Genomic DNA, 24,880 nt, shown 5'->3' with positions numbered 1-24,880 from the left:
GGGCGATTGTGCGCGGGCAGAAAAGAGTGCGCGCTCCGCCGGTACGGGCCGGCGGAGCGCGAGATCATATCCTAATGTTGCTCCTGCCGCTTCTCCTCGGCGGGATGACCGGCAGGCGCAGCATGCGGCGGCGCCTGAACGTGCGGCGGGGCCTGGATGTGCGGCTCCGGCCGGGCCGCCTGCTGCGGATGCGCTTCGGGACGTGCTGCCGGCTCCGGCCGTGCCTCGGGCCTTGCTGCCTGCTCAGGCCGCGCGACCGGCTTCGCGGCTGGCTCGGGCCGCGGTTCTTCCTTGCGTACTTCCGGTGCGGCAGGCCGCGCCGCTTCCGTTGCAGGCCGCGGCTCGACCTTGGCCGCGGCGGCAGGTGCCGCGCGCTTCTCTTCGACCGCAGGCTTGTTTGCGTCGGCGGGCGGGTGCGCGGCAACGCCCTTCTCGGGGACCGGAAGCGCGTGCGAGCCGGCAGCCGCCGGTGCAGCAGGATGCGGCTCGACCTTCGTCTCAGGCGTGGGAGCTGCGTGCTTCTCCTCGACCGCAGGCTTGTTCTCCTGAGCGGTCGGATGCGCCGCGGGAACTTCCTTCCCCGGGACCGGGAGCGCATGAGAGGCAGCCGGTGCATTCGCAGTCGCAGGCGCGGGTGCCGCTGGGGTCCCTGGCCGCGCCGGCTCCCCGGCCGCCGGCTTTGCGGCGGTGGCAGGCACGGCCTCGCCGGCCGGACGCGCGCGGACCACGCCCGGTCCCTTCAACTCGCCGGGACGCGCGGTTGCGCCGACCGCCGGCACGCCATTGTTGGCGCGCTTGAACAGGCTCGGATCCTGGCTTGCGGTCTCGACCTGCTTGCGCTGCAACGGCGTCGCCGCGAAATGCTGCTCCTTGGCGACTGCGCGATCCGCAGCAGTCGGCCGCGCCTCGATGCCGCCGGTGCCGCCATTGTAGCTGACGTTGTTGACGGTGGTCTGGTTGATCGTGACGTTCTTCTCGTAGACGTTATTGATCTGCGCACCCTGCAGATTGTTCACGGTGCGATTGTAGAAGAAGTTGCCGTGATCCCAGCGGCCGCCTTCATAGCCTGAACCGCCGTAGCCGAAACCGTAATTGATGCCGCCGTAGAAGCCGACGCGATCGCCCCAATAGCCCTGATGGAAAATGAAGCCGCCACCGAATGCGCCCCAGTAGCCGGGAGTCCACAACAGCCCGACGCGCGGCGGCTGCACCCAGGTGCCCGGCACCCAGTAGTAATCGCCGCGATCATCGTCCCACGACCAATTGCCCGGCGACCACATGTAGCCCGGCCCAGGCACCGGCGGCTGATCGTACGTCGGCAACGGCGGCGGCGGAGAGTCGACAGCAGAGACCGGCGCACATGCGGCATCCTGCGCGATTGCCGGCACAGCGGAGACATAGAACAGCGCCGTTGCAATCGCTGCACACGACACGGTCGATAGAAGACGAGTGGTCATTGGGAGCCTCTTCGATGAGCACGTCTGTTGAACGTGAGAACCGGAACAAAAGTTCCGTGCATCGGCAATGCACCGACACACTTCATCGCTAGCGCCTTCACCTTACACCAGCCTGAAACGCAACGACGCAACCGGAAACGCGCTCGCGCCGTCATTCATCGGCGGTTCAGAGTGCACAGTGGTGCAGCATCCATGATTCAATGGAACATTGCGCGATGCACGTCTGCATCATCGCGTGCACTGTACGAGGTGCGAGATGATCGCTACCGAAATCGCGAACATGATTTCGGCTTTCATGCGATTGCAGCGCTCCGGACTTGCCGCATTGCCCGCCTCGCAGAGCACCGCGATCGGCACCATCGGCGCGATACACGTGCATCTTGCCGGCACATCCCGTAGCAGTACCTCCGGATGAGTGCCAACGGCCGCGCTCCGCGATTGACACTCCCCTGAAACGACCACACGATGCGGGCCACGGCAGCATCAGGCCCGCGGTTTTCCGCCGGTGCAAATGCACTGGGCTGCCGCATGATGGATGTCAGCGTTCCGCCATCTGTCGCCGGCGGCAATGCATGGCATACCTGATTTCGACGAGCCTTTGCCGCCCTGAGGTGCCACCATGAATATTGAAAAATATACCGATCGCGTCCGCGGCTTCATTCAGTCGGCACAATCGCTCGCGATGCGCGAGGGACACCAGCAGTTCTCGACGCTCCACATTCTCAAGGTGCTGCTCGACGACCCCGAAGGCCTCGCGGCGGGGCTGATCGACCGGGCCGGCGGCAACTCGCGCGCGATCCTCAAGGCGACCGAGGACGCGCTGGCGAAGGTGCCGAAGGTCAGCGGCGGCGGCTCCGGACAAATCTACCTGGCGCCGGAGACCGCGCGCGCCTTCGCCGCGGCGGAACAGGCCGCCGACAAGGCCGGCGACAGCTTCGTCTCGGTCGAACGCCTGCTGCAGGCGCTCGCCGCCGACAAGGACAGCGACGCCGGCAAATTGCTCGCCAAGGGCGGCGTCAATCCGCAGAATCTGAATGCAGCCATCAACGCGCTGCGCAAGGGCCGCACCGCTGATAACGCGTCGGCGGAGAATGCCTATGATGCGCTGAAGAAATACGCCCGCGACCTCACCCAGGCGGCGCGCGACGGCAAGCTCGATCCGGTGATCGGCCGCGACGAGGAAATTCGCCGCACCATCCAGGTGCTGTCACGCCGGACCAAGAACAATCCCGTTCTGATCGGCGAACCCGGCGTCGGCAAGACCGCGATCGTCGAGGGGCTGGCGCTGCGCATCGTCAATGGCGACGTGCCGGAAAGCCTGCAGGACAAGGCGCTGCTCGGGCTCGATCTGGGCGCGCTGATTGCCGGGGCGAAGTATCGCGGCGAGTTCGAGGAACGGCTCAAGGCCGTGCTGCAGGAGGTGACATCCGCCGAAGGCGGCATCATCCTGTTCATCGACGAAATGCACACCCTGATCGGAGCCGGCAAGGGCGACGGCGCGATGGACGCCTCGAACCTGCTGAAGCCCGCGCTTGCCCGCGGTGAGCTGCATTGCATCGGCGCCACCACGCTCGACGAATATCGCAAGCATGTCGAGAAGGACCCGGCGCTGGCCCGGCGCTTCCAGCCGGTGTTCGTGTCCGAGCCGACGGTCGAGGACACCATTTCGATCCTGCGCGGCCTCAAGGACAAATACGAGCAGCATCACGGCGTGCGCATCGCGGATTCGGCGCTGGTCGCCGCCGCCACGCTGTCGAACCGCTACATCACCGACCGCTTCCTGCCCGACAAGGCGATCGACTTGATGGATGAGGCCGCAGCCCGGCTGAAGATGCAGGTCGATTCCAAGCCGGAAGAACTCGACTCGCTCGACCGCGAGATCATCCGGCTCAAGATCGAGCAGGAGGCGCTGAAGAAGGAGACCGATCTCGGCTCCAGGAGCCGACTGCAGACCCTCGAGAAGGATCTCGTGGACCTCGAGAAAAAATCGGCGGACATGACGTCGCGATGGCGCTCGGAGAAAAGCAAGCTCTCCGATGCACAGAAGATGAAGGGCGAGCTCGAGCAATTGCGCACCGAGCTCGCCAACGCGCAGCGCAAGGGCGAATTCCAGAAGGCAGGCGAGCTGGCCTATGGCCGTATTCCCGAGCTGGAGAAGAAGCTCGCGGCGGTCGAGGCCAGCGAGACCTCGTCCGCCAGCGAGACCGTGACCGCCGACAACATCGCGCAGGTGGTGTCGCGCTGGACGGGTGTCCCGGTCGACAAGATGCTGGAAGGCGAGAAGGACAAGCTGCTGCGCATGGAGGAGATGCTCGGCAAGCGCGTCGTCGGCCAGGCCGAGGCCGTGCGCGCCGTGTCGACCGCGGTGCGCCGCGCGCGCGCCGGACTGCAGGATCCGAACCGGCCGATCGGCTCGTTCATGTTCCTGGGCCCAACCGGCGTCGGCAAGACCGAGCTCGCAAAGGCGCTCGCCGAATATCTGTTCGACGACGAGACCGCGATGATCCGCCTCGACATGTCTGAATACATGGAGAAGCACTCGGTCTCGCGGCTGATCGGCGCCCCGCCCGGCTATGTCGGTTATGACGAGGGCGGCGCGCTGACCGAAGCGGTGCGGCGGCGGCCCTACCAGGTGGTGCTGTTCGACGAGATCGAGAAGGCGCATCCGGATGTCTTCAACGTGCTGCTGCAAGTGCTCGACGACGGCCGCCTCACCGACGGCCAGGGCCGCACCGTCGATTTCCGCAACACGCTGATCATCATGACCTCGAACATCGGCGCGGAGTATCTCGTCAACCAGCCGGAGGGGCAGAGCACGAGCGCGGTGCGCGAGCAGGTGATGAACATGGTGCGGGCGCATTTCCGCCCCGAATTCCTCAACCGCATCGACGAGATCATCCTGTTCCACCGGCTGCAGAAGAGCGACATGGGACGGATCGTCGAGATCCAGTTCGCGCGGCTGCGCAGGCTGCTCGAGGATCGCAAGATCGATCTGGAGCTCGACCCCAAGGCGCGCGACTGGCTGGCGGAGAAAGGCTGGGATCCGGCCTATGGCGCCCGCCCGCTGAAGCGGGTGATCCAGCGCAGCGTGCAGGATCCGCTCGCCGAGATGATTCTTTCCGGCGACGTGCGCGACGGCTCGCAGGTGAAGCTCTCCGCCACCAAGGCCGGCCTCACCTTCAACGGCAAGAAACCGGAGAACGCGGCGGCAGACGAATTCGAGCCGGTGTGAGGCAAGCCGCGGACTGCCAACGACGCGCTGTCATCGCCGCGTCGTCTGCCGGCATCATATGCAAGCTGACCTCAACAAGGGAGAGCGCCATGACGCAGCAGAACATCAAGGACAACATGGAGGTCATCGGCGCCGACGGCGTGCATGTCGGCACTGTCGATCACGTCGAAGGCAACCGTATCAAGCTCAAGAAGAGCGAGAGCGACGGCTTCCACAAGGGCCATCACCACTATATCGAGCTCGGCTTCGTCGCCGGCGTCGAAGGCTCCAAGGTTCGGCTGTCGGCCAACGCCGCCATCGCGGTGACCCTCGAGGAGGAGAAGTCCGGCAAGCCCGTTGGTCCGTCCGCGGAAGCCTAGTAATCCGGGCTCTTGTAAAGGCTCCGATGGCATGCTCCTCTCTGGCTGTCTGGACGCCGATCTGGCGTCCGGCCCGCCTTTTTGTCGTCGTGGAAGTGCCGTTAGTTAAGGAGACCTGCGTGCCATCAGCCGTTCCGCAACCCGTCGCTGCGAAGCTGACGCGCGCGGCCATCTTCCTTGCGGTCACCATCAAGCCTGATCCGGAATATGATGCGGTGGTGCGCTCGCTCTGCGCCGATGTGGCCGCGCTGGTGCGCGCCGTGGGCTTCCGCGATCTCGAGGGACGGCTGTCCTGCGTCATGGGCATCGGCTCGGATGCCTGGGACCGGCTGTTCGGCGCGCCGAAGCCGCAAGGCCTGCATCCGTTCCGCGAGATCAACGGCGTCCATCACGCGGTTGCGACACCGGGCGACCTGCTGTTTCACATCCGTGCCGTGCCGATGGACCTGTGCTTCGAGCTGGCGACCCAGATCATGTCACGGCTCGGCGATGCCGTTGCCAGCTCGGACGAGGTGCATGGCTTCAAGTATTTCGACGAGCGCGACCTGCTCGGCTTTGTCGACGGCACCGAGAACCCGCAGGATCAGGCGGCGCTGGAGGCCACCATCATCGGTGACGAGGACGCGGCGTTCGCCGGCGGCAGCTATGTGATTGTACAAAAATACCTGCACGACATGAAGAAGTGGAACGAGCTGCCGGTCGAGATGCAGGAGAAGATCATCGGCCGCACCAAGCTGTCCGACATCGAGCTCGACGATGCGGTGAAGCCGAGCTACGCGCACAACGCGCTGACGACGATCGTCGAGAACGGCGAAGAGCTCGATATCGTCCGCGACAACATGCCGTTCGGCAGCGTCAGCAAGGGCGAGTTCGGCACCTATTTCATCGGCTATGCAAAATCCCCGCACCGGATCGAGCAGATGCTGGAGAACATGTTCGTCGGCAAGCCGCCGGGCAATTACGATCGCCTGCTCGACTTCAGCCGCGCGGTGACCGGCACGCTGTTCTTTGTCCCGTCGGCGACCTTCCTGGAGGATGTCACCGCCGAGGCGCCGGCGGCCGCTGAACCGTCCCTCGATGACGCTGGAGCCGACGAGGCGCCTGCACCAAGAATAACGCCGGCCGACGGCTCGCTCGGCATCGGCTCACTGAAAGGAGACGCTGGACATGAATAATCTCCATCGGGGACTGGCCCCCATCTCAGACGCGGCATGGGCCCAGATCGAAGAGGAAGCCTCGCGCACGTTGAAGCGCCATCTGGCGGCGCGCCGTGTCGTCGACGTCGACGGTCCGAAGGGAACGGATTTCTCCGCGGTCGGCACCGGCCATCTCAAGAAGATTGCGACGCCCGGCGACGGGGTCGAGGCGACGCAGCGCGAGGTCCGCGCGCTGGTCGAGCTGCGCGTGCCGTTCGAGCTGTCGCGCCAGGCGATCGACGATGTCGAGCGCGGCGCGAATGATTCCGACTGGGATCCGCTCAAGCAAGCCGCGCGGAAGATCGCCTTCGCCGAGGATCGCGCGGTGTTCGATGGCTACGCCGCCGCCGGCATTCAGGGCATCCGCCAGGGCACCAGCAACCCGGTGCTGACGCTGCCGCCGAGCATCAAGAATTACCCTGCCGTGGTCGCGCAGGCGGTGAGCCAGTTGCGGCTCGCCGGCGTCAACGGCCCCTACACGCTGCTGCTCGGCACCGAGCCCTATACCGCGATCGGCGGCGCGACCGACGACGGCTATCCGGTGCTGCAGCACATCCAGCGCCTGATCGACGGCAAGATCATCTGGGCACCTGCCATCCAGGGCGGCGTGCTGCTGACCACCCGCGGCGGCGATTTCCAGCTCTCGATCGGCCAGGACCTGTCGATCGGCTATCTCAGCCACTCTGCGACCTCGGTCCAGCTGTATTTCCAGGAGACCATCACGTTCCTGATGCTGACGAGCGAAGCGTCGGTCGTGCTGGCGCCGGAGGCGAAGAAACGCGCTTAGCCTTGCCGGCGTTCACTCTTCCGGGAAGCTTCGGCCGTTGCCGGAGCTCGCGTTGAACTGCAACGGAGAGGAGGCGCGCAATGGACTACGATCTCTACATCAACCCCAAGAAGGCGTCGGTTGGCCTCTATGTTCGCAAGGGCGCCGGCCTTCCCGACCTCGCCGATGCCAAGGACTGGGTGTTCGACGGCACCTTCGGTCAGGCCAATCTGCCGGCGCAACTCGTGAAGGAGATCGAGGCCAACGGCCACGCCTTTCGCAACATGGATTGAGCACAGCCGGCGGCGCTCCGTTCCGACGCGTTTTCTTCACGCGCAACGGTATCCACTTCGCTCGAGAACGCGCTATTTCTCGCCGGTCTTCACCGGGGCGGTCTCGGGCATCAGGCTCATCGCCACGATGCCGACCGCGGCCGCGAGCAAGAGATACCAGGACGGCGCCAACGGATCGCCGGTCACGTGCAGCAACCACGTGACCACGAGCTGCGCGGTGCCGCCGAACGTCGCGATCGCGACCGCGTAAATCGTGGCGAACACGCCGCCGCGAATGTTCTGCGGCAACGCCTCGGTGAAGGCGGCATAGAATGCCGTGAACGGCAGCGATCCGATGAACGACAGGATGCCGAAGCCGAACAGCAGCGACCACGCGCCGGGATCCCGGACGATCCACAGGAACGCCGGATAGGTCAGCACCAGCACGACCAGTTGCGGCCAGACCATGACCGGCTTGCGTCCGAGCCGGTCGGCGAGCCAGCCGCCCAGCACCGCGCCGATGATCTGAAGCCCGTTACTGACAAGCGATACGGTGAACGCCAGCGACGGAGGCACATGCAGCGTGTTCTTGGCATAGGTCGTCATGTATTGCGTCACATAGGTCGAGATCGTGCCGCTGGCCAGGATCATCACCGCCAGCACGATCACGCGAAGATGCCGGCGCGCCAGCGCGACATGGCTCGAGCTTTCGACCTGACGGTCGACGTGTTCGCCATGCGAGACCGTTTCGGGCAACGTCCGGCGCATCCAGATGCCGAACGGCAGGCAAACCGCCCCGAGCAGGAACGCGACGCGCCAGCCATAGGCCTGCAGCATGTCGGGCGCCATCGTGCTGCTCAGGATGACGCCGACCAGCGCGCCGACCGTCGCCGCAATCTCCTGGCTCGCAGGCTGCCATGCCACCACCAGGCCGCGATTCCTCGGTGCCGCGATCTCGATGAGATAGGCTGTGGTCGGTCCGACCTCGCCGCCGAGCGCGAAGCCTTGCACCATCCGCGCCAGAATCACGATGATCGGAGCCACGACGCCGATGGCGGCATAGGACGGCGTCAGCGCGATGGTCAGGATCGCACCGCCCATCAGGGCGAAGCTCAGCAACATCGCCGGCCGCCGGCCGACGCGGTCGGAGAAGATGCCGAGCACGACGCCGCCAATGGGGCGCGTCAGGAAGCCGGCGCCGAAAGTCGCGAGCGACAGCATCAGGCTGCCATACTCGCTTTGCGCGGGAAAAAAGGTGTGACCGATCTCGGTCGCAAAGAAGCTGTAGGTGATGAAGTCGTAGAACTCCAGCATGTTGCCGATGGTCGCGGCAAGGGCTGCGCGCGTGACATCGAACTCTTCCTTGCTCGCAATGTCCGGCAACGCTCTCGGTTCCTTGTTCACCTGTGCGGAGGGAGTATTATTCCTCCGATCATGTTAGGCAAGGCAAGGCCTCGGCAGAGCATGGCGCGCAACGCGATCTGCATGCGACGCGAGCAGCAAGGACCTATCGGACCGGTGGAATGATCGCGCGGAGGATATCCGTGTTCCAGCGTTGCCGGGCGCCGTCGAACGCTGCGAAGTCGTGATCGAACTGCCAATAGGCCCACGCCCAGCCGAAGCTCTCGGCGCGTCTCGCCATGAACGACAAGTACTTCGCCCGGCTCTCCGCCGGCGCACGCTCATAGACGCCGAACTCGCCGAGATAGATCGGGCGCTGCTCTCGCTGCGCCCAGGAGCGGATCTTGTCGAAATCAGCGGCGGCCCTGGCTTCGTCCTCCGCAGAGCCCCAGTTCAACGGACCAATCTTCGAGAAGGTCGCCGACCATGGCGCGCCTTGGTGGGTGAACTGCAGCGGCAGGTAATAGTGGAACGTGACGATCAGGTTCCTGTCGTCGGCCGGCAACGCCAGCGCGTCGATCGGCAAGTCCTCGGTGTTCAGGACGGCGACCACGACACTGCGCCTCGGATTGGTGCCCCTGACGATGGCCAGGCATTCGCCAAGCAGCACATTCCACTCGGCCGACGTCATGTTCCCGCCGGGCTCGTTCAGGATCTCGAACACCAGCGCCGGATATTTGCCCGCGTAGCGCGAGGCGATCTGGCGCCAGAACGCCTTAAGCTTCGCGGTGCATTCCGGCACGTCGCGCTGGCACAGCTCGGTGTCGTGCTCGTCGAGGATCGGGATCAGCCTGTGCGCCAGCACCTGCTCGATCACGGCATCGAGGCGCCGCAACGCGGCTTCATCCAGCATGTTGCCGGAATCCATGTGCCTGAAGCCGAAGAAATTGATCCGGACGTGCGCGAAGCCGGCTCTGCGGATGGCCGCGAGGTTTTCCGGACGAAAGGGCGCGTTCTGGTAACCGTCCCAGATGCCGTCATAGCCGAGAATATTGATGCCACGCCCCAGCGCCGCGACGTCCGGCGACGCCGCCTGCCCGGCCGCCCCCGCCGGCGACATCAGCGCGGCGGACAGTGCGGCCGCCAGCAGCAGGTCGATGACGCCTTGCAGACGCAATCGAACCGCCCTCATGGCTGCTCCAATCCGCGCAGCTGCGCGCGCGACGATGGCAACGACCGGCAAACGGCGAAGAAGAAGGCGATCAACAGCACTGATGTGAACATCGTCGAGCGAAGGAACACCGTCTCGGTAAAGTTGGTCTGGCAATTCAGGAAGACGAACCCGATGATCAGCGCACAATGCAGACGGTCGATCGCGCGTCCTGCGATCAGGCAGAGCACCTTGTAGGAGAACAGAAACACGCTTGCCGTGAACAGGAAATAGCCCACGAACCCGGTCTCGACGAGAATGGCGATATAGCCGTTATGGTAGTTGTCGAGCACCCAGCCGCGGTTCTGGTTGAAATAGTCGTAGATCTCCGGCCTGGTCCAGAACCCGTTGATGCCAAATCCGACCAGCGGCGCATCGTCGAAATGGCTGATGGCATACTGCCAGATGAAGGTCCGCTCGGTGAAGTTGATCGTCGTGTCGAGGACATGGATCGCATCGTAGCCGGTCGTGTAGAAGTACAGCATCAGCAATGCGGCCACGACGCACATCGCGCATGGCAGCGTCGCGTAGACCTGCATGCATCTTACCGACCAAAGGGACGTCAGCAGCAGCGCACAGGCGACCAGCGACAAGGCGCCGGCGCCGCGCGACTCCGAAAAGACGACGCAGGTCGAAGCCAGCGCGAAGGTCACGAGAAACGGCAGCCATCCCTGTCCGGTTACCTTCCGATAGCAGGCAAAGAACATCAGATAGGCTCCGGCGAAGCCCAGCGTCTGCTTGGATTCGAAGACGCCCTGCCATTGCCCATTGTGCATCCAGGTCTGGTCGACGCCGATGTCCGGCAGGACCACCGCACAAAACGCCGAGCCCGCGATCAGCACGAACAGGCCGCGGGTGGCCGATTTCACGATATCGTCGAGGTCGACGCGGGTGACCATGCAGAACGCACCGAGCGTCGTGATCGCGAGCGCGGCGGCTTTCATCAGGGCGGAGACGCCCAGATCGGTCCAGAACACCGAAATCGTGGCGAACGCATAGAATGCGACGATCACCAGCGTGTCGAGATTGAAGGCGAGCCGCAGGCGGGGACGGATGAACAGGCTCGCATAGATCAGCACGCCCCACATCATGAGGGCGACGGCCTGCTGCACCAACGTCACCCCGGTTGGAAGCAGCGCGGGGTGGAACGTTCCCATCGACATGATCACGTTGATGGTGATCGACCAACTGACGACGCCTCGTGCGAAGTTCTCCGCTTCAATGCCCGGCACCTGCCAGACCGAGCTATCGACCGCTCGTCCGTCCATGTCAGTTGTACTCCGCTCATTGAAGAGCTCGCCGCTCCGGTGGATCGGAGCGGCACATTGCACTCGGTAGAAATTCAGTCTCCGGTCGACGAGGACCGGGTCCGGTTGAACAGAAGATAGAGAGCGTGCGGATTGGTGGTGAGATAGCGCCAGAACAGCCGGCGCGGCTCGAGCCAGAGACGCCAAGCCCATTCGAGGCCGACGATCTGCATCCATCTCGGCGCGCGCGGCCGCGACCCGGACAGGAAGTTGAACAAGCCGCCCGAGGTCTTGATGACGCCGACATTGCCAAGCCGCGACATGAATTCATCGACGAAGGCCTGCTCGTAGGGCACGCCGAGCGCGACCCAGAGAAAGTCCGGCGCCAGCGCGTTGATCTCGTCCACCTTGGCCCGCAGCGCATCGCCGCGCAGATAGCCGTGCGAATAGCCGACGATCTTGAGGGCCGGATAGGCCCGGCGGACATTGGCGATCGCCGCCTTGTTCTCGACTTCGTTGGCTCCGAGCAGATAGAAGGTCAGCCCGAGTTCTTCCGCCTTGCGCGCGACGTCGTGGAACAAGTCGGTGGTCGCGACGCGCTCGGGAAGCGGGTTCGGCGACCGGAGCTTCGACACCATGACCAGCGGCTGGCCGTCGGCATTGATCAGGTCGGCGGCCCGGAACAGCCGATCGGTCATCGGCTCGGTGGAGCAGCGCGACAGCACTTCGCCGTTGGCGGATGTCAGATACAGCGGCCGGCTGACCCGCCGGTTGGGATACACCGCCTCGACCATGAACTCCGCAGTTTGCTCGCGATCGAGCACGGCGAGGCGCAGTCCGCCGATGGTGGCCCGGGCAACGCCGGCGGTCGCGGCCCTGCCGACCGGATTGGTGCGACGCTCCAGCATGCCGTTCGGTATCGATCCGGCCGGTACATCCGCCGGGGAAACCGATTGCTCATCGCCCGAAGTGTCGCAAATCCGGACAGGCGAAGCAGCGATGTCCGAATTGGGACGCCGAGACAGCTCGCGATCGGCGCGCGCAGGCGAAACTGCATCGGAAATGCGGGCGTTTTGGCTCTGACTCAACATCTCAGCAAGGGCTCCAGTGCTTTCATGCCCTTAACTGCAATATCCGGTCCAGACCACGCGCGATGTCTCGTCGTAGTCTCGATGAACCCAGACCGTAAAGAGATGGTTAACGATATCAGCCGCACACGGCAGGGTGTCCTGCGCCGACCGCCGGATCGCTGGCCGCATCAGCCGTGGCGATGCTCGGCCAGCAACAACAGGCAAAGTTCGCTGCACGACATTAATACAAATTCTATTCTACCGGTGCGCGCTGTCATCGGCCTTTGCTATAAGGACATGATGCCGGCTTGATCGGCGCTTTGAGAACCCGTTTGTTTTTGGTTTCACATGAATAAGAATGATGACGCCTTCGATGTCAGCATCGACGACGCATTCGACTTCCTGTCAGAAGAATACGCGACATTGTTTGAAGGCTCGGACGCAACCGCCTTCCAGCATCCGCTATGGCTCGACAGCCTGTATCGCAAGCTCGCTCCCGCCGCGGCAGCGAAGCCGCTGGTCATCGTCGTCCGCTCGCGCGCAACCGGCGCGCTGGCCGCGGTGCTCCCGATGCTGCGCGTGCGACGCGGGCCGATGCGTACGATCGAATTCGCCGACCTTCGCGTGTCCGACTATCTGGCGCCGGTGTGCAGCATCAAGACGTTTGCCGAACTGCTCCAGGACGGACGTACCTGCCAGAAGCTTCGGCAACTGCTCCGGCCATTCGACCTGCTGCGCATACCCAAGCTGCTCGATGCAAAGATGCCGATCGAGAATCTGTTCGGAGCGCCGCATCGCAGCCTGATGGATACCAATGCCTATGCGACGGTGCTCGCCGCGCCGTTCGAGCAATGGCAGCTCAACGCATTGGGCAAGTCCTACATGAAGGAGCTGGCCAAGAAATGGCGCCAGATCCACAAGAAGGGCACGCTCACCTTCTCATGCTGCGGCGACGCCGCTTCGATCGGCGAGGCCATGGACACGATGCGGAAGTTTCGCGGCCCGCGCTTCCATGCCCACGGTGACGGCGACCTGCTGCAGCGTCCGGAGTATTTCGATTTCTATTCGAGCGTGGCGCTTCGCGGCATGGGCTCCTTTACCCGGCTCTATGCCATGAAGATGGACGGCAATGTGATCGCGACCGCCCTTGGGCTGGTCCACCGCGACAGCCTCCTCGTCGTCATGACGGCGTTCGATGTCGAGGGGTACAAGAGCCAGTCGATCGGCGCGCTGACATTCGAGAGCGTCGCCAAGGATTGCATCGAGCGCGGCGGCCGGGTGCTGGATTTCACCATCGGCGACGAACCCTACAAGATGCAGTTCGGCGGCCAGCCCACACCGATGTCGAGCGTGACGCAGGCCGGCAGCGCCGCCGGCTCGCTGGCATTGTTTGCCCTGAAGCAGGCGCCCTGGATCAAGCAGGCCGCCAAGCGCGTGACCGAGCTCAGACCGATCCGCACCTCGACCGGCACGCGCTGAAGCGCGATGGGTTCACGTTGAACCATCATCGCGCTTTGATCGCTTCAAATCGCTCTTTGATTGCTTGAACAGGAGTTCGCGGCAAGGCGCGTTTGCCGCGAGGGAAACCCCGCACATTCCGGATGACGCGATGGAGCCGCGGGGAAGCGGCTCTCGCCCTTACCGGAGCGCGCTGCGGACGCGCATCACCCATCCCGGATGAATCCGGTCCACCTGGTGCGTGATCATGCGGCGCAGGAAGTGCAGCTGCCGCTGCAGCGTCCAGCGCACATCGGTGTTCGCGGTCAAGGCCTCCCGGTAACGCGCCAGTTGCAGCGAATGGCGGTCGGCGGCGAGCTTGTCCTGATCGGAATAGAACTGCTCGATCTTCTCCGTGCCCATGCCGTCGGTCTCGAGCCAGCGCGGCACATATTCGGTGCAAAGCCGCTCGACATCCACCAGCAGGCGGCTCACGCCGGTGCCGGCAGCCGGACAGTTGGTCTGGAATGCGTCGCCGATCAGCACGATGCCCGGCTGCAGGTGACCCTCGGTCACCGACAGGTCCATGACCCAATTGTGCACCTGGCCAACGATTTCGAAATCACCGAGATAGCGTTCAAGTCCCGGCATCAGGCGAAACAGCGTCCGTCTGGTGTCGCGGCGCAGCTCGCGCATGATCGGATCGGTCGGATCGCGGAACATGAACAGGTTCGCGCGCATGCCGCCCGACATCGGAAACAGGCTGAGATAGTCGACGCCGTCAGCGGCCTCCTTGCCGTAGCAGGTCAGCGCGTCGAAGCCGAACGGCGTGTTATCCGGCTTCGCGATGGTGAAGCCAAACGTGACCGAGTGCCGCGCGGCAATTACCTGCCGGCGCATTCCGAGATTGTAGCCGAGCGCGCCCGCCATGCCGGTCGCCAGGATGACCAGGCGCGAGACGACGCGCTTCCCGGAGGCCAGCGTCAGTTGCTGGCGATCTTCGCTGCAGCTGACATTGGTCACCTGGTCGAACAGCAAGCTCGACGGTTCAGGCATCAGGCCGCGCGCCATGTTGACGAGGTCCGCATAGGAAACCCCATAGGATCGCCCGACGCCGATATCGACCAGCCTGCCGCCCCTGATGTTGAGCACCCGGTCATAGGACGAGGAGACGGCCTCGACGTCGTCGAGGAAGCCGAGGCGGCGGAAGATATCGATCTGCCGTCCCGCGATCTTTTCGACGCGGAATTCATCCGGCGGGATCGAGCGCTTGTCGATCAGGACGACCCGATACCCGGCCCGGACAAGCACAGCCCGCGCGAGCGAGCCTGCCAAACCGGCACCAACAATGGCAACGTCCGTTTCAATAATCTCAGCCTCGCAAGCTGCGATCGGCTGAGTCGTGCTTTCCTCGGCAATCATCTTTGTCCGCTCCGACGGCTAATTGACCACCGAACTGCAATATCCTTGCCTGCCCTGCCGCCACGCCCAGCGAAGGGGGACGAGTTCCGTTATTGAGGTTAACGAAACGGCCTGGATGGCGATTGACGGGTTCCCGGCACATGGCTTGCAGCAAAAGCGGCCATGAAACTGACCCCTCGGAGGCTCCGCAGCAGGCAGGCGGGACCATTGCCTGGCCGTGGAGCTTCGGCGGGCGCCGTTGACGCGCCAATACCACCTCATACCAGCACGGCTCACGCTGCCGGCGATGCGGTGGATCGCGACCCAACCTGCGCCGTTTGGAGACAGCGAGGACGGCGGCGTTCCAGAATGGAGCAGCGCGACATATTGGCCGGGCGCACAATTGTCTGGCGCGCGGGCAGCCGGAAGGAACGGAATCTTAGCAACAGAACATTAACACTCCTGGCTACACCGATTGCTACGGTCGGCGGCCTGACAGGATATTGAGACGTCTCTGGTGATTGCCTCTGTGCTCCAAATGTTTCGGCGCGACGTCACGCGCGGCGTTGCCGGGACCATCCTCCTCAAGGTCGGCAGCGGCGGGCTTGCGTTCGCCTTGTTCTCGCTGGCCGCGCGGGCGATGACGCCCGACGCGTTCGGCGACTTCGCGACCTTGCTCTCCATCGCCCAGATCGCTTCGGTCGTGGGCCTTGCCGGCCAGGAGCTGCTGCTGGTTCGCTTCCTCAATGAATATGAGGTGCGCGGTCAGACCGAGCTCACCAAGGGTGTGCTGCTGTCGAGCCTGAGGAATTCGGCGATCGGGATGCTGATCTCGATTGCCGCGATCGCCGCGGTGGCGACCCTTCGCGGCGAATGGTGGCTGCTGATCCTCTCGGTCTCGGCATTCGCCGCCGTCAATTCCGGACTCATGCTCGGCAGCCAGATCGCGCGATCCCTGGTCAGCATCCTGATGGGCGAAGGCAATCGCGAGTTCTTCTGGCGGGTTGCCGTTGTCCTGGGCCTGATCGCGGTGCTGTTCGGCCACCGTCAGCTCACCCCTGCCGAGCTGTTCACCGCGATGAGCGTCGCGATGGCGCTCGGGCTGATCGTGCAGATCGTCTCAATCGTGCGCGTGCTGCCGAACCTGCGCTCGGTCACCGCGCGCTTCGAGACCTCACGCTGGAACCGGAGTGCGTTCCGCTTCTGGCTGGCCTCCATTCTCGAAGCGGCGAACCAGTATTTCGACGTCATCCTGGTCTACTGGATGCTGGACCCGGCCACTGCCGGCGTCTATTTCGCCGCCTCGCGCCTGGCGAACATCTTCGCCATGCTGTCGGCCGCGCTCTACACATTCGGCGCGCGCCGGCTGCCGTCGCTGTATTTCAGCAAAAACCACCGCGAGCTCGAACATACGCTGAAGCTGATGGCCGAGGTCACCGCGCTCTGCGTGCTGACCGGGCTCGTCATCGTCTGGGTCGGCGCCCCCCATCTTCTCGGCCTGTTCGGACCGCATTTCGCCGCGCAGCAGTGGGTGTTGATCGTGCTCGCGATCGGAACTGCGTTCCAGGCGGCCGGCGGGCCGTCGGCCGCGGTCCTGCAGCTGACCGGGCATGAGCGCGATTACGTTCCGGTGGTCGCCGCCAACGTGGCGTTGCGGCTGCTGGGATTTGTCGTGCTGATCCCCTGGCTCGGCGTGCTCGGCGCCGCGATCTCGGCGACCGCTTCCCTTGTCATCGCCACCATCGCGCTCAACGTGCTGTGCCGCCGCCGGACCGGCGTCGACCCGTCGGTTCTGGTGCTGTCACATCCATCGTCGTCGAAGGGCAGCGCCTACACCGTCCGCGTTGCGGACAGCAACGACTGAGCTTGAACTAGATCACCTTCAGCTTGCCAATCCCAGGGCTTCGCCCTGAGCGCCGCGAGCTGTGGCATTCACCGCCACGCGATTGACGACCAGCGCGGTCGGGACCGAGCCGAACTTCGACAGATCGGCCCGCGCCTTGCCAATCGCGGCCGGATCGCCGGTGCCTTCGCGAACCACAAGGATGACGAGGTCGGCATAGGCGGCCAGCGCCACCGCGGCCGGCTGCATGACAAGCGACGACGCATCGACGATGATCAGGCCGAAATCGGCGCGAATATCGTCCGGCGGATAAGGCGGCGCCTTGCTGCTGGCACCCAGCAGTTCGACGACTGACGGCAGATCGGCCTTGATGATCCCCGAGCCTTGCGGCGGTACGATCTCCGTGCGCCTTGCTTCCATCTCGATCAGGACGCTGAGCATTCCGTTCTTGACCGCGGACCGGTTGAGCGACCGCGCGACGGTGCTGCCACCTGCACCGGCCTCGACCGACAGCAGTAGCGCTACCTTGCCGTGGTCACCCGGAAGCTGCTCGATGTTCTCGATCAGCAGCTGGAGATGCGGGCTGAGATCGGGCTCGGCGGTCGTCGAAATCGGGGTCTGCCAGACGCTCTTGACGGCATCCGGCGGCACCATGTCGGGAATGCGCGCCAGCACCGGCAATCCCGGCGGTAACGCTGATTGCGACGCGGCCGGGGCCGGGGTCGGGGCCGATGCGGGCGCTTCGGCACGGCGCAGCGGCGGAATGCTCTTGATCGGGAGCTGCTTCAGATTCAGTCCGGGAACGGCGACGATCGCGGTCGAGGTCAGCAGCGAGACGATCGCGAGCACGACGAGCAGCAACGGGAGCGGCGGAAGCGTCGAGCGGATCGGCGGCGTCGCCGGAGATGCGACCTTGGTCTGCGAGGCCTGCAGCAGGCGCTGCTCGTCGGTCGTCTTGTAGCGCGAGAGGAACTGCTCGTAGATGTTCTTGTTGGCGTCGGCGTCGCGCTGCAATTCCTGCAATTTGACGAGCGCCTGGCCGTCAACCAGGATCTGCGATTCAACCGCCTTCAACTGATCCTCGAGCGCCTTTTGCTGGTCGCGCTGCGCCTCGTAATCCGACTTCGCTGTGTCGATGTTCTTCTTGCGCTCGATGTCGATCTGCCGGTTGAGATCGCTGAGCTGGCTGAGCGCCATCACGAGGTCGGGATGACGATCGCCGAGCACCCCGCGCTTCTGCGCGATCTGGTCATTGAGCGCGGAGCGCTGGGCACGCAGCGTGCTCAACAGGTCCTGCTTGATCGGCCCGTCGACATTGGCCTTCAGGTCGCGCTGCAATTGCTCATAGCGCGCCTTGGCCTCCTCGGTGCGGGCGCGCGCGGCGGCCACCTGCTGCGTCAGGTCGGTGACGCGCAATTGCTGCGTGGTGGATTCCTTGCCGGCGTTGACGATCCGGTGCTCGAGCTTGAACTTGGCGACGGCATCTTCCGACGACCGCAGCCGGTCGTTCAACGTCTTGAGCCGGCTCTTCAGCCAGTCGGCGGCCTCGTCGGTCGCCACCGTGCGCGTCCCGCGCTGGCTGGCGACGAATGCCTCGGCGATCGAATTGGCATAGTACGCCGCGCGCTGCGGATTGTTGGACGTGAACTTGATGGCGATAACATAGGTCAGTCCGCGCCTTGAGATATCGAGCCGGTTGCGAAACCGGTCGAGCAGACGCGTGGTGTCGGTCTTGCCGCCGGAGATGTCACTGTCCTCGGCGACCTTGAGCTGATCGATCAGCGGCCCGAGAAATCCGTCGGATTTGGCGATCTCGACAGCGCTCTGCAATGCTGCGGCATCTTGACCGATCCCCGGCAGGACGTCCTGGTCGGTGGTCACCCGCTGCTCGCGTGGGTCGACGACGACGAGCGCCGTCGCGGCGTAACGCGCCGGGATCAACATCAACAAGATGATACCGACCGCGAAGATGACCGCGGCGAGCATCAGGATGCGTTGACCCTTCTCGCGGAAAAAAGCCAGCACTCCCGGAATGCTTAGGACGCCTTTGGTGGTTTCCGCGGAGGATGGGCCGGCCGGCACGCCGGCAGTTTCCCACGACGCTGCGGGTTCCGTGACTTCGGAACGTCTCGGGCCTGCGCGGCTACCGAACTTCATGGGCTCTGACTCGAATTCAACTGACAGCACTGCTCAATGCGGCCCAACGTAAATATCTATGGTTAATCGCCGGTTACCCCCTCTCGGCGCGGCCGTAACCAATTAGTTAACGAGCCGGCTGTACTCTATCCGTGAGATAATGGCTCTCGATTGCTGACATATGTCTGATTGCTAAATGAGCAGTAACCTCAACACGCGCTCCTCGGTGTACGAACACGCTTCGCGTGATAAGTACGCGCGCAAAAATGGGGAGGACCAATCCTCTCCGTCGCCGGGTGAGGGATCCGTGCTCCAGTACACGCCAGGCACAGAATTGCGCGAGGCATCGAACGCATCACGCGATCGACCGAACGAGAGCAAGCCGAAGCTGCGTGTCGTCCTGGTGCAGACCCAGGCCGAGAACGCCGGCGCGCAGGAGATCTCGCGGCTGCTCGGTGCCGGCCTCGCCGCGCGCGGCTACGACGTCGCCAACCTGTTCTTCTTCCGCAAATCGGATTCCTTCGACGAGCCGCCCAACACGTTCTATTGCGCGAAGACCCGGCCCGGAAATCCGCTGGCGCTGCTGCGCATGCTGTGGACGCTCGCCGGACATCTCAGGACCATCAATCCCGATGTCGTGCTGACCTTCCAGCACTTTGGCAACGTGATCGGCGCAGGCGTATCGCGGCTCGTCAGCCGCGCCCCGGTCATTGCCAACCAGGTGTCTTCGGCGCTGTCGATGAGCATGCCGGTGCGGGCCGCCGACATCATCATGGGCTCCACCGGTTTCTTCAAGTGCATCACGCTGAACTCGCGCGACATGGAGCGCGAATACGCGCGCTATCCCGCGCCGTACCGATCGCGCATGAAGCACGTCCCGCATGGCTTCGACGACAAGTCGCACAGCCTGCCGAAGGACGCCGCGCGGCAGCAGTTCAAGCTGCCGGCGGACCGCACCCTGCTCGGCTGTGCGGCGAGACTGCACCCGCACAAGCGGCTCGATGCGGCAATTCGCCTGCTGACGGCCGACCCGTCCTGGCACCTTGCCCTCGCCGGCCAGGGCGCGGATGAGGGGCGGCTCCGCGCCCTGGCGGACGAGCTGAAAGTATCGGACCGGCTGCACTTCATCGGCGAGATTCCACCGCGCCAGATGGCCGATTTTCTGGCTTGCCTCGACGTCTTCGTCTTCCCGACGCAGGCGGAAACCTTCGGTCTCGCTGCGGTCGAGGCCGCGAGCGCCGGCATTCCCAGCGTCGTCAACGATCTCCCGGTGCTGCGCGAGGTGCTGTCCTACCAGGGACAGCCCGCAGCGCTGTTCGTCGACGCTGCCAACGAAGCCGAATTCTCGGCCGCCGTGTCGCAGGTCCTGACCGATCGTTCGTTGAGCGACCAGCTGCGGCAAAGCGCCGTGGGCCTGAAGTCGCGCTATTCGTTGGATGCCATGATAGAGGAATACGTCCGCATTCTCGGCGACGCTGTGGGGGCGGACGCGTACTAGGAAGTTGGGCTGGCCATGATTATCGAGTTTCGCTGCGATCGCGAGCAGCCGCGGCTCTGGATGTGCCGTGAGTCTCTGCGCGTCAACGATCAGGATATTCCCGTTCAAATCTCATGGACCACGACGCCGGCACCGCGACCCGCCGGCCTCGACATGCTGTTCGAGCTCGAACGCATCGTCCTGCGCAAGGGCAAGGCCGGCGGCGCCGACCGGGTGACGACGATTCCGGAGCGGCCGCGCGCGGGTAACCCCGACGTGGTGGTCGACTTCACCAGCGCCGAACGGGATCCGAACTGCTCCGCGAAACTGTATCTCCGTCCACGGTTCAACGGGGGCGCGGGCGAAGGCGCCGCACTGGCGGCCATCCTCGCCGGCGATCTTCCGGTGATCGAAATCGTCAATGAGCTCGACGGCGCCGTGGTGGACCGCGGCCATCCCTCGGCGGAAATCGCAGCCGGCCTGAGCGGCGGGCTCGACACGGTGATGGCACGCACGCTGTCGATGCTGCCGCCGATCCTGTCAGGGGCTCCGCGGCTGGTGCCGCAATTGCCTGCTCCTGCAAACGGTGGCGCACCGCGAAATCCCGCACCTTTTGTCGTGCGCGGCGTGGCGACGTCGATCGCAAAGGAGATCTACCGCCTGTGCTGCTACGCGCCGCACTGGCATGTCGGTTGGCGCTTTGCCGACAATACGGATATCTGGCGCACCGGAGACCTCTCGGGACCTGCCTGGAACGTGCTCGCCGATCCCGGCAACCACTTCTATGCCGACCCCTTCCCGGTGAAATGGCAGGGCAGAACGTTCGTCTTCTTCGAAGATCTCGACCACCGGACCAACAAGGGCATCATCTCCGCGATCGAATTCGACGGCAACGGGCCGGTCGGCACCGTGATGCCCGTACTCGAAGAGCCCTGGCATCTCTCCTACCCGTTCCTGATCGAAAATGACGGCGAGCTCTGGATGATCCCGGAAAGCACCGCGCATCGGGACGTTCCGATCTACAAATGCATCCGCTTTCCGGACAAGTGGGAGCGGCACTCGACGCTGCTGTCCGGGCTCGAGCTTGCCGACGTGACGATCACGCAGCATAACGGCCTCCGCTACATGTTCGGGGCCTGGCGCGATGGCAGCGGCGGCTATTCCGACACACTGGCGATCTACTACGCCGAGCAGTTGCTCGGTCCCTGGCGGCCGCATGCGGCCAACCCGATCCTGATGGATCGCGCCACCACGCGGCCGGCCGGCAATTTCGTGACCGTCAATGGCAAGCTGTGGCGGCCGGTGCAGGACTGCAGCAACGGATACGGCGCCGCGCTCGGACTTGCCGAAGTGCTCGAACTGTCGCCGACGACCTATCGGCAGGAAGTTCGGCATCTGCTCAGGCCGGGGCTGCAGTGGGCCGGACGCAAGCTGCACACACTCAACCGCTGCGGCCAGCTCGAGGTGATCGACGGCTCGCGGGTTCAGCCCAAGACCACGGCGTTCCTGGCAAGCCTGCGGTCGAGCGGCCAGTCGTCGCATTGGGACTGGCATAGCGCGCTGGCGAAGCCGATCGCGCGACGGCTTCACTAGCGCACACGCGATAGCCCCGCGGCTCAGTTCGTATCGGCGCTCAGCACGCCGCCGAACTGCTCCCATGAGCTTCCGGTCCAGCGCTGCAGCTGAAGCTGGGTGTAGGCCATGCTGTTGTCGGCGCCGGTGTTGATCGTGATGCCCGGCATCAAGGTCGGCAGCACCAGTCCCTTGATGTTGCGCGCCTGCTTCACGATGTTCTCGCGCGACAGGTCGTCGCCGCACTGCTTGAGCACCTGTTCCAGGATCTGACCTTGCTGGGTGCCGAACAGATAGTTGTTGTCGCCGATATCGGCGCCGGGAAGATATTTCTCGAAGTGGGCGCGATACCACTTCATGCCGGGATCGTCGGCCCACTTCTTGTCGTTCGGATCCTTGGTGATGGTTGCGACCACCACGCCGACCGCCTTGTCGGCTCCCGCGGGCACGATGGTGGCGGAGACCGAGCTCGACACGTAGTTGACGATGGTGAGCGGCGTCCAGCCGATCTCGCTCGCCTTCTTGATCGCCTGTGCGGCGAATTTCGGCGTACCGGCGATCAGGAATGCCTGGGCGCCCGACGCCTTCAGCGTCACCACATGCGATTCGATGGTGGGCTCGGTGACCTCGTAGGAAGACGTCACGACCTTCTTGTCGAAGTCGGACTTCAAGGTCTCCTTGAAGGCGGCGACGAAGTCCCGGCCGAGGTCGTCATTCTGGTAGAGGATCGCGATCTTCGCATCGGGCGCCGTCTGCGCGATGTATCTGGCGTAGATCTTTCCTTCGGTGTTGTAGCTCGGCAGGCCCGTGGTGGTCAGCGGAAACTCGTTGAAGTTGGTGAACTTGGTCACGCCGCTGACGACGAAGAGATGCGGCACCTTCTTCGCGGTGACGTACTTGATGGTTGCGCCGATCCCGGGCGTGCCAAGCGGAGAGAACAGGAACGCCACCTCGTCGCTCTCGATCAGCTTCCGGGTCTGCTCCACCGCCTTGGGCGGCGTATAGGCATCGTCATAGGTGATGAGGTTGATCTTGCGGCCGTTGACGCCGCCGCGGTCATTGATGGAATGGACGTAGGCGATCAGGCCTTTTCCGGTGTTGCTGAGCGGCGATGCCGGACCGCTGAACGGGAATGTCGCCCCGATCTTGATCTCCGATTCCGAGATGCCAGGCGTCTCGGCGCGGGCCGGAGCTGCAGCAAACGCGGCGAGCATTGCAATGGAAACCGCAAGCTTCCCTAGCGACATCGAATTCCCCCTTGGTCTTTATGAATTGATCGGCTCGTGCGACCGCCGCGCGGCGGCTACCAGGCTTCGCCGAACGGCCTGATCTCGACGTTGAACGACCACGCGCTGCGGTCCTGATGGGCGACATGCCAAACCTCGTCCGCGATCGCCTTCGGCTTGATGAAGAAGTCGTCCGGCCGCTCCGGCCAGCGCTTCCGCGTCCATTCGAGGTCGATCACCGCATCGATCACCAGATAGGCGACGTGAACGCCTTGCGGACCGAGATCGCGCGCCATCGCCTCGGCGAGAATCCGCTGCGCCGCCTTGGTCGGCGCGAACCCCGCGAAACCGGCCTTGCCGCGCAGCGCCGAGGTGTTGCCGGTTGCGACGATGGCGCCCTTGCCTGCCCCGATCATCGCAGGTGCAAAGCGTCGTGCCAGATACAACAGGCCCATCGTGTTGACCTGGAAGTTACGATTGAGGATCTGCGGATCAATCTCGCGGAAGGTGCCGAATGCCCCGCCGACCGCATTGTGGATCACGACGCCGGGGCTGCCGAGATCGCGCTCCACGGCCGACGCCACCGTCTCGACCTGCGTCGGGTCGGAGACATCGCATCGATAGGCCTTTGCGCCCGGCAATTGCTTCTCGAGCGCGGCAAGACGCTCCTCGTTCCTGGCCAGCAGCGCGACGCGATAGCCGCCCTCGGCGAACCTCCGGGCGAGCGCTGAACCGGTGCCGGGGCCGACACCGGATATCAGGCAGACGGGTGCGGTCATGCGATCACTCCTCCGCGTGAGCGGCCAATGGCTTCCATGGTCATGCAGCGGCCTTCGACCGCAGCTTCTCGACGTAAGGCTTGAGGTCCGGCGCAAAATGCGCGTGCGCGACCAGCCGGGCAAAGTGAGCGAACATCAGCGGATACCCATCCGGCACCCCGGGATGCAGGATCCTGGTCAATCCCTGCTTGTCCAATTGCTCGCTCCGCCCATACTCGTTCATGAACAGCGCGAGCTCGGCGGCAAAGCAGATGTCGGCAATCGAGATGCCGTCTCCAACCAGCGTTTCGCGCCGGGACGACAGCGCCTGCTCGATGCCGGACGCATAGATCGCGAACGCATCCCTGGCGCGGGCATGAATCGCCGCGCCGACCGTGCCGCCCGACAGCGCGAGCAGATAGATCTGCGAATCCCGCGCAAACACCAGGCTGACATCGAGAAAGCTGTCGATCCTCGATGCCTCATAGACGTCACGCCCGTAGAGCGGGAACTTGGCTTCGCCGAGCCGCGCCACCGCCCGCATGATGCTGTTGGATTCGAAGATCCCGACCTTGCCGTCAGGACCGAACGCCGCCGGCACGTTGCCGAACGGCTGCGCCGCCATGAAGGCATCGGTCTTGAACAGCTGCGCGCCGGTCAGGCCGACTTTCCCAGTCCGCGCCAGCGAGGCGAGCTCGGCGCGCTCCTGCTCCGACAGTGGGTGGGCATCGTAGTCCCACAGCCAGTCCCGCAACTCCTTTCCCGAGGCGCCTCTGACCTCGACGTCGACGCCGCAGAACCGCGCCGCGATAGTCGACTTCCAGACCCGCGGGTTCGGCAGATAGGAGAAGATGCGCAAGGCGGCCATGGCGGCTGCTCC

Annotated in this window: 20 protein-coding genes; 10 read left to right on the top strand and 10 right to left on the bottom strand. The window is 64.4% G+C overall.

Going from position 1 to position 24,880, the window contains the following annotated elements:
• Window positions 1-71: 71 nt before the first annotated feature.
• The gene (locus CK489_RS15730) at window positions 72-1,457 is read right to left on the bottom strand and encodes a YXWGXW repeat-containing protein (protein WP_095732904.1); all 1,386 of its coding nucleotides are present in this window, start codon (window positions 1,455-1,457) and stop codon (window positions 72-74) included.
• 256 nt (window positions 1,458-1,713) lie between these two features.
• Here CK489_RS15730 and CK489_RS41350 point away from each other — a divergent pair, with 256 nt between their 5' ends.
• From CK489_RS41350 to CK489_RS15705, 6 genes are all read left to right on the top strand, one after another.
• Entirely contained in the window at window positions 1,714-1,872 is a 159-nt protein-coding gene (locus tag CK489_RS41350; RefSeq protein WP_158226450.1) for a hypothetical protein, read from the top strand.
• Window positions 1,873-2,076: 204 nt separating this feature from the next.
• The gene (gene clpB, locus CK489_RS15725) at window positions 2,077-4,689 is read left to right on the top strand and encodes an ATP-dependent chaperone ClpB (protein WP_095732903.1); all 2,613 of its coding nucleotides are present in this window, start codon (window positions 2,077-2,079) and stop codon (window positions 4,687-4,689) included.
• Window positions 4,690-4,778: 89 nt separating this feature from the next.
• Window positions 4,779-5,048 (top strand): DUF2171 domain-containing protein, encoded by a 270-nt coding sequence (locus CK489_RS15720; protein ID WP_050628119.1) that lies wholly within the window; start codon window positions 4,779-4,781, stop codon window positions 5,046-5,048.
• A gap of 119 nt (window positions 5,049-5,167) precedes the next feature.
• Window positions 5,168-6,223, top strand: a complete 1,056-nt coding sequence (locus tag CK489_RS15715) for a Dyp-type peroxidase (protein WP_095732902.1) — start codon at window positions 5,168-5,170, stop codon at window positions 6,221-6,223.
• Complete coding sequence (locus CK489_RS15710; RefSeq protein ID WP_095732901.1) at window positions 6,216-7,031, top strand: family 1 encapsulin nanocompartment shell protein; 816 nt, start codon at window positions 6,216-6,218, stop codon at window positions 7,029-7,031. The genes CK489_RS15715 and CK489_RS15710 overlap by 8 nt, the downstream gene beginning before the upstream one ends.
• 80 nt (window positions 7,032-7,111) lie before the next feature.
• Window positions 7,112-7,303, top strand: coding sequence for a hypothetical protein (locus tag CK489_RS15705; protein ID WP_050628117.1), 192 nt, complete (start codon window positions 7,112-7,114; stop codon window positions 7,301-7,303).
• 72 nt (window positions 7,304-7,375) lie between these two features.
• Here the strand turns inward: CK489_RS15705 and CK489_RS15700 are convergent, their stop codons facing one another.
• The 4 genes from CK489_RS15700 to CK489_RS15685 form a co-directional block, all read right to left on the bottom strand.
• Window positions 7,376-8,665 (bottom strand): MFS transporter, encoded by a 1,290-nt coding sequence (locus CK489_RS15700; protein ID WP_095733654.1) that lies wholly within the window; start codon window positions 8,663-8,665, stop codon window positions 7,376-7,378.
• 124 nt (window positions 8,666-8,789) lie between these two features.
• Window positions 8,790-9,815: a glycoside hydrolase family 5 protein gene (locus CK489_RS15695; protein WP_198960934.1), complete on the bottom strand. Its 1,026-nt coding sequence runs from the start codon at window positions 9,813-9,815 to the stop codon at window positions 8,790-8,792.
• Complete coding sequence (locus CK489_RS15690; RefSeq protein ID WP_095732899.1) at window positions 9,812-11,101, bottom strand: O-antigen ligase family protein; 1,290 nt, start codon at window positions 11,099-11,101, stop codon at window positions 9,812-9,814. Before CK489_RS15690 ends, CK489_RS15695 begins: the two co-directional genes overlap by 4 nt.
• Before the next feature lie 74 nt (window positions 11,102-11,175).
• The gene (locus CK489_RS15685) at window positions 11,176-11,988 is read right to left on the bottom strand and encodes a WecB/TagA/CpsF family glycosyltransferase (RefSeq protein ID WP_095732898.1); all 813 of its coding nucleotides are present in this window, start codon (window positions 11,986-11,988) and stop codon (window positions 11,176-11,178) included.
• A gap of 510 nt (window positions 11,989-12,498) precedes the next feature.
• Here CK489_RS15685 and CK489_RS15680 point away from each other — a divergent pair.
• Complete coding sequence (locus CK489_RS15680; protein WP_050628114.1) at window positions 12,499-13,629, top strand: GNAT family N-acetyltransferase; 1,131 nt, start codon at window positions 12,499-12,501, stop codon at window positions 13,627-13,629.
• Window positions 13,630-13,788: 159 nt separating this feature from the next.
• Here CK489_RS15680 and CK489_RS15675 read toward each other — a convergent pair whose 3' ends face one another.
• Window positions 13,789-15,009 (bottom strand): FAD-dependent oxidoreductase, encoded by a 1,221-nt coding sequence (locus CK489_RS15675; protein ID WP_050628113.1) that lies wholly within the window; start codon window positions 15,007-15,009, stop codon window positions 13,789-13,791.
• A 517-nt stretch (window positions 15,010-15,526) separates the two neighbouring features.
• Between CK489_RS15675 and CK489_RS15670 the strand changes: the two genes are divergently transcribed.
• Window positions 15,527-16,852, top strand: coding sequence for a lipopolysaccharide biosynthesis protein (locus CK489_RS15670; protein WP_502694131.1), 1,326 nt, complete (start codon window positions 15,527-15,529; stop codon window positions 16,850-16,852).
• An 18-nt stretch (window positions 16,853-16,870) separates the two neighbouring features.
• Here CK489_RS15670 and CK489_RS15665 read toward each other — a convergent pair whose 3' ends face one another.
• Entirely contained in the window at window positions 16,871-18,988 is a 2,118-nt protein-coding gene (locus CK489_RS15665) for an exopolysaccharide transport family protein (RefSeq protein WP_095732896.1), read from the bottom strand.
• A gap of 286 nt (window positions 18,989-19,274) precedes the next feature.
• On the opposite strand from CK489_RS15665, the gene CK489_RS15660 reads away from it, so the two are divergent.
• Window positions 19,275-20,465 (top strand): glycosyltransferase family 4 protein, encoded by a 1,191-nt coding sequence (locus CK489_RS15660; RefSeq protein ID WP_095732895.1) that lies wholly within the window; start codon window positions 19,275-19,277, stop codon window positions 20,463-20,465.
• A 15-nt stretch (window positions 20,466-20,480) separates the two neighbouring features.
• Window positions 20,481-22,037: a glucosamine inositolphosphorylceramide transferase family protein gene (locus CK489_RS15655; RefSeq protein WP_095732894.1), complete on the top strand. Its 1,557-nt coding sequence runs from the start codon at window positions 20,481-20,483 to the stop codon at window positions 22,035-22,037.
• Between the two features lie 23 nt (window positions 22,038-22,060).
• Here CK489_RS15655 and CK489_RS15650 read toward each other — a convergent pair whose 3' ends face one another.
• Genes CK489_RS15650 through CK489_RS15640 form a run of 3 tightly spaced genes read right to left on the bottom strand, consistent with a single transcriptional unit; the run spans window position 22,061 to window position 24,868 of the window.
• Window positions 22,061-23,263: an ABC transporter substrate-binding protein gene (locus CK489_RS15650; protein WP_095732893.1), complete on the bottom strand. Its 1,203-nt coding sequence runs from the start codon at window positions 23,261-23,263 to the stop codon at window positions 22,061-22,063.
• 56 nt (window positions 23,264-23,319) lie between these two features.
• On the bottom strand, window positions 23,320-24,021 hold the full coding sequence (locus CK489_RS15645; protein WP_095732892.1) for an SDR family NAD(P)-dependent oxidoreductase: 702 nt from the start codon (window positions 24,019-24,021) through the stop codon (window positions 23,320-23,322).
• Window positions 24,022-24,061: 40 nt separating this feature from the next.
• Entirely contained in the window at window positions 24,062-24,868 is an 807-nt protein-coding gene (locus CK489_RS15640; protein ID WP_095732891.1) for a glutathione S-transferase family protein, read from the bottom strand.
• Window positions 24,869-24,880: the final 12 nt, after the last annotated feature.

The sequence above is a fragment of the Bradyrhizobium sp. UFLA03-84 genome, assembly GCF_002289535.1.
In the GTDB taxonomy this organism is placed as follows: Bacteria; Pseudomonadota; Alphaproteobacteria; order Rhizobiales; family Xanthobacteraceae; genus Bradyrhizobium; species Bradyrhizobium viridifuturi.
Note: the sequence above shows the minus strand (reverse complement) of the source record. Positions and strands in the feature narration are given on the sequence as shown.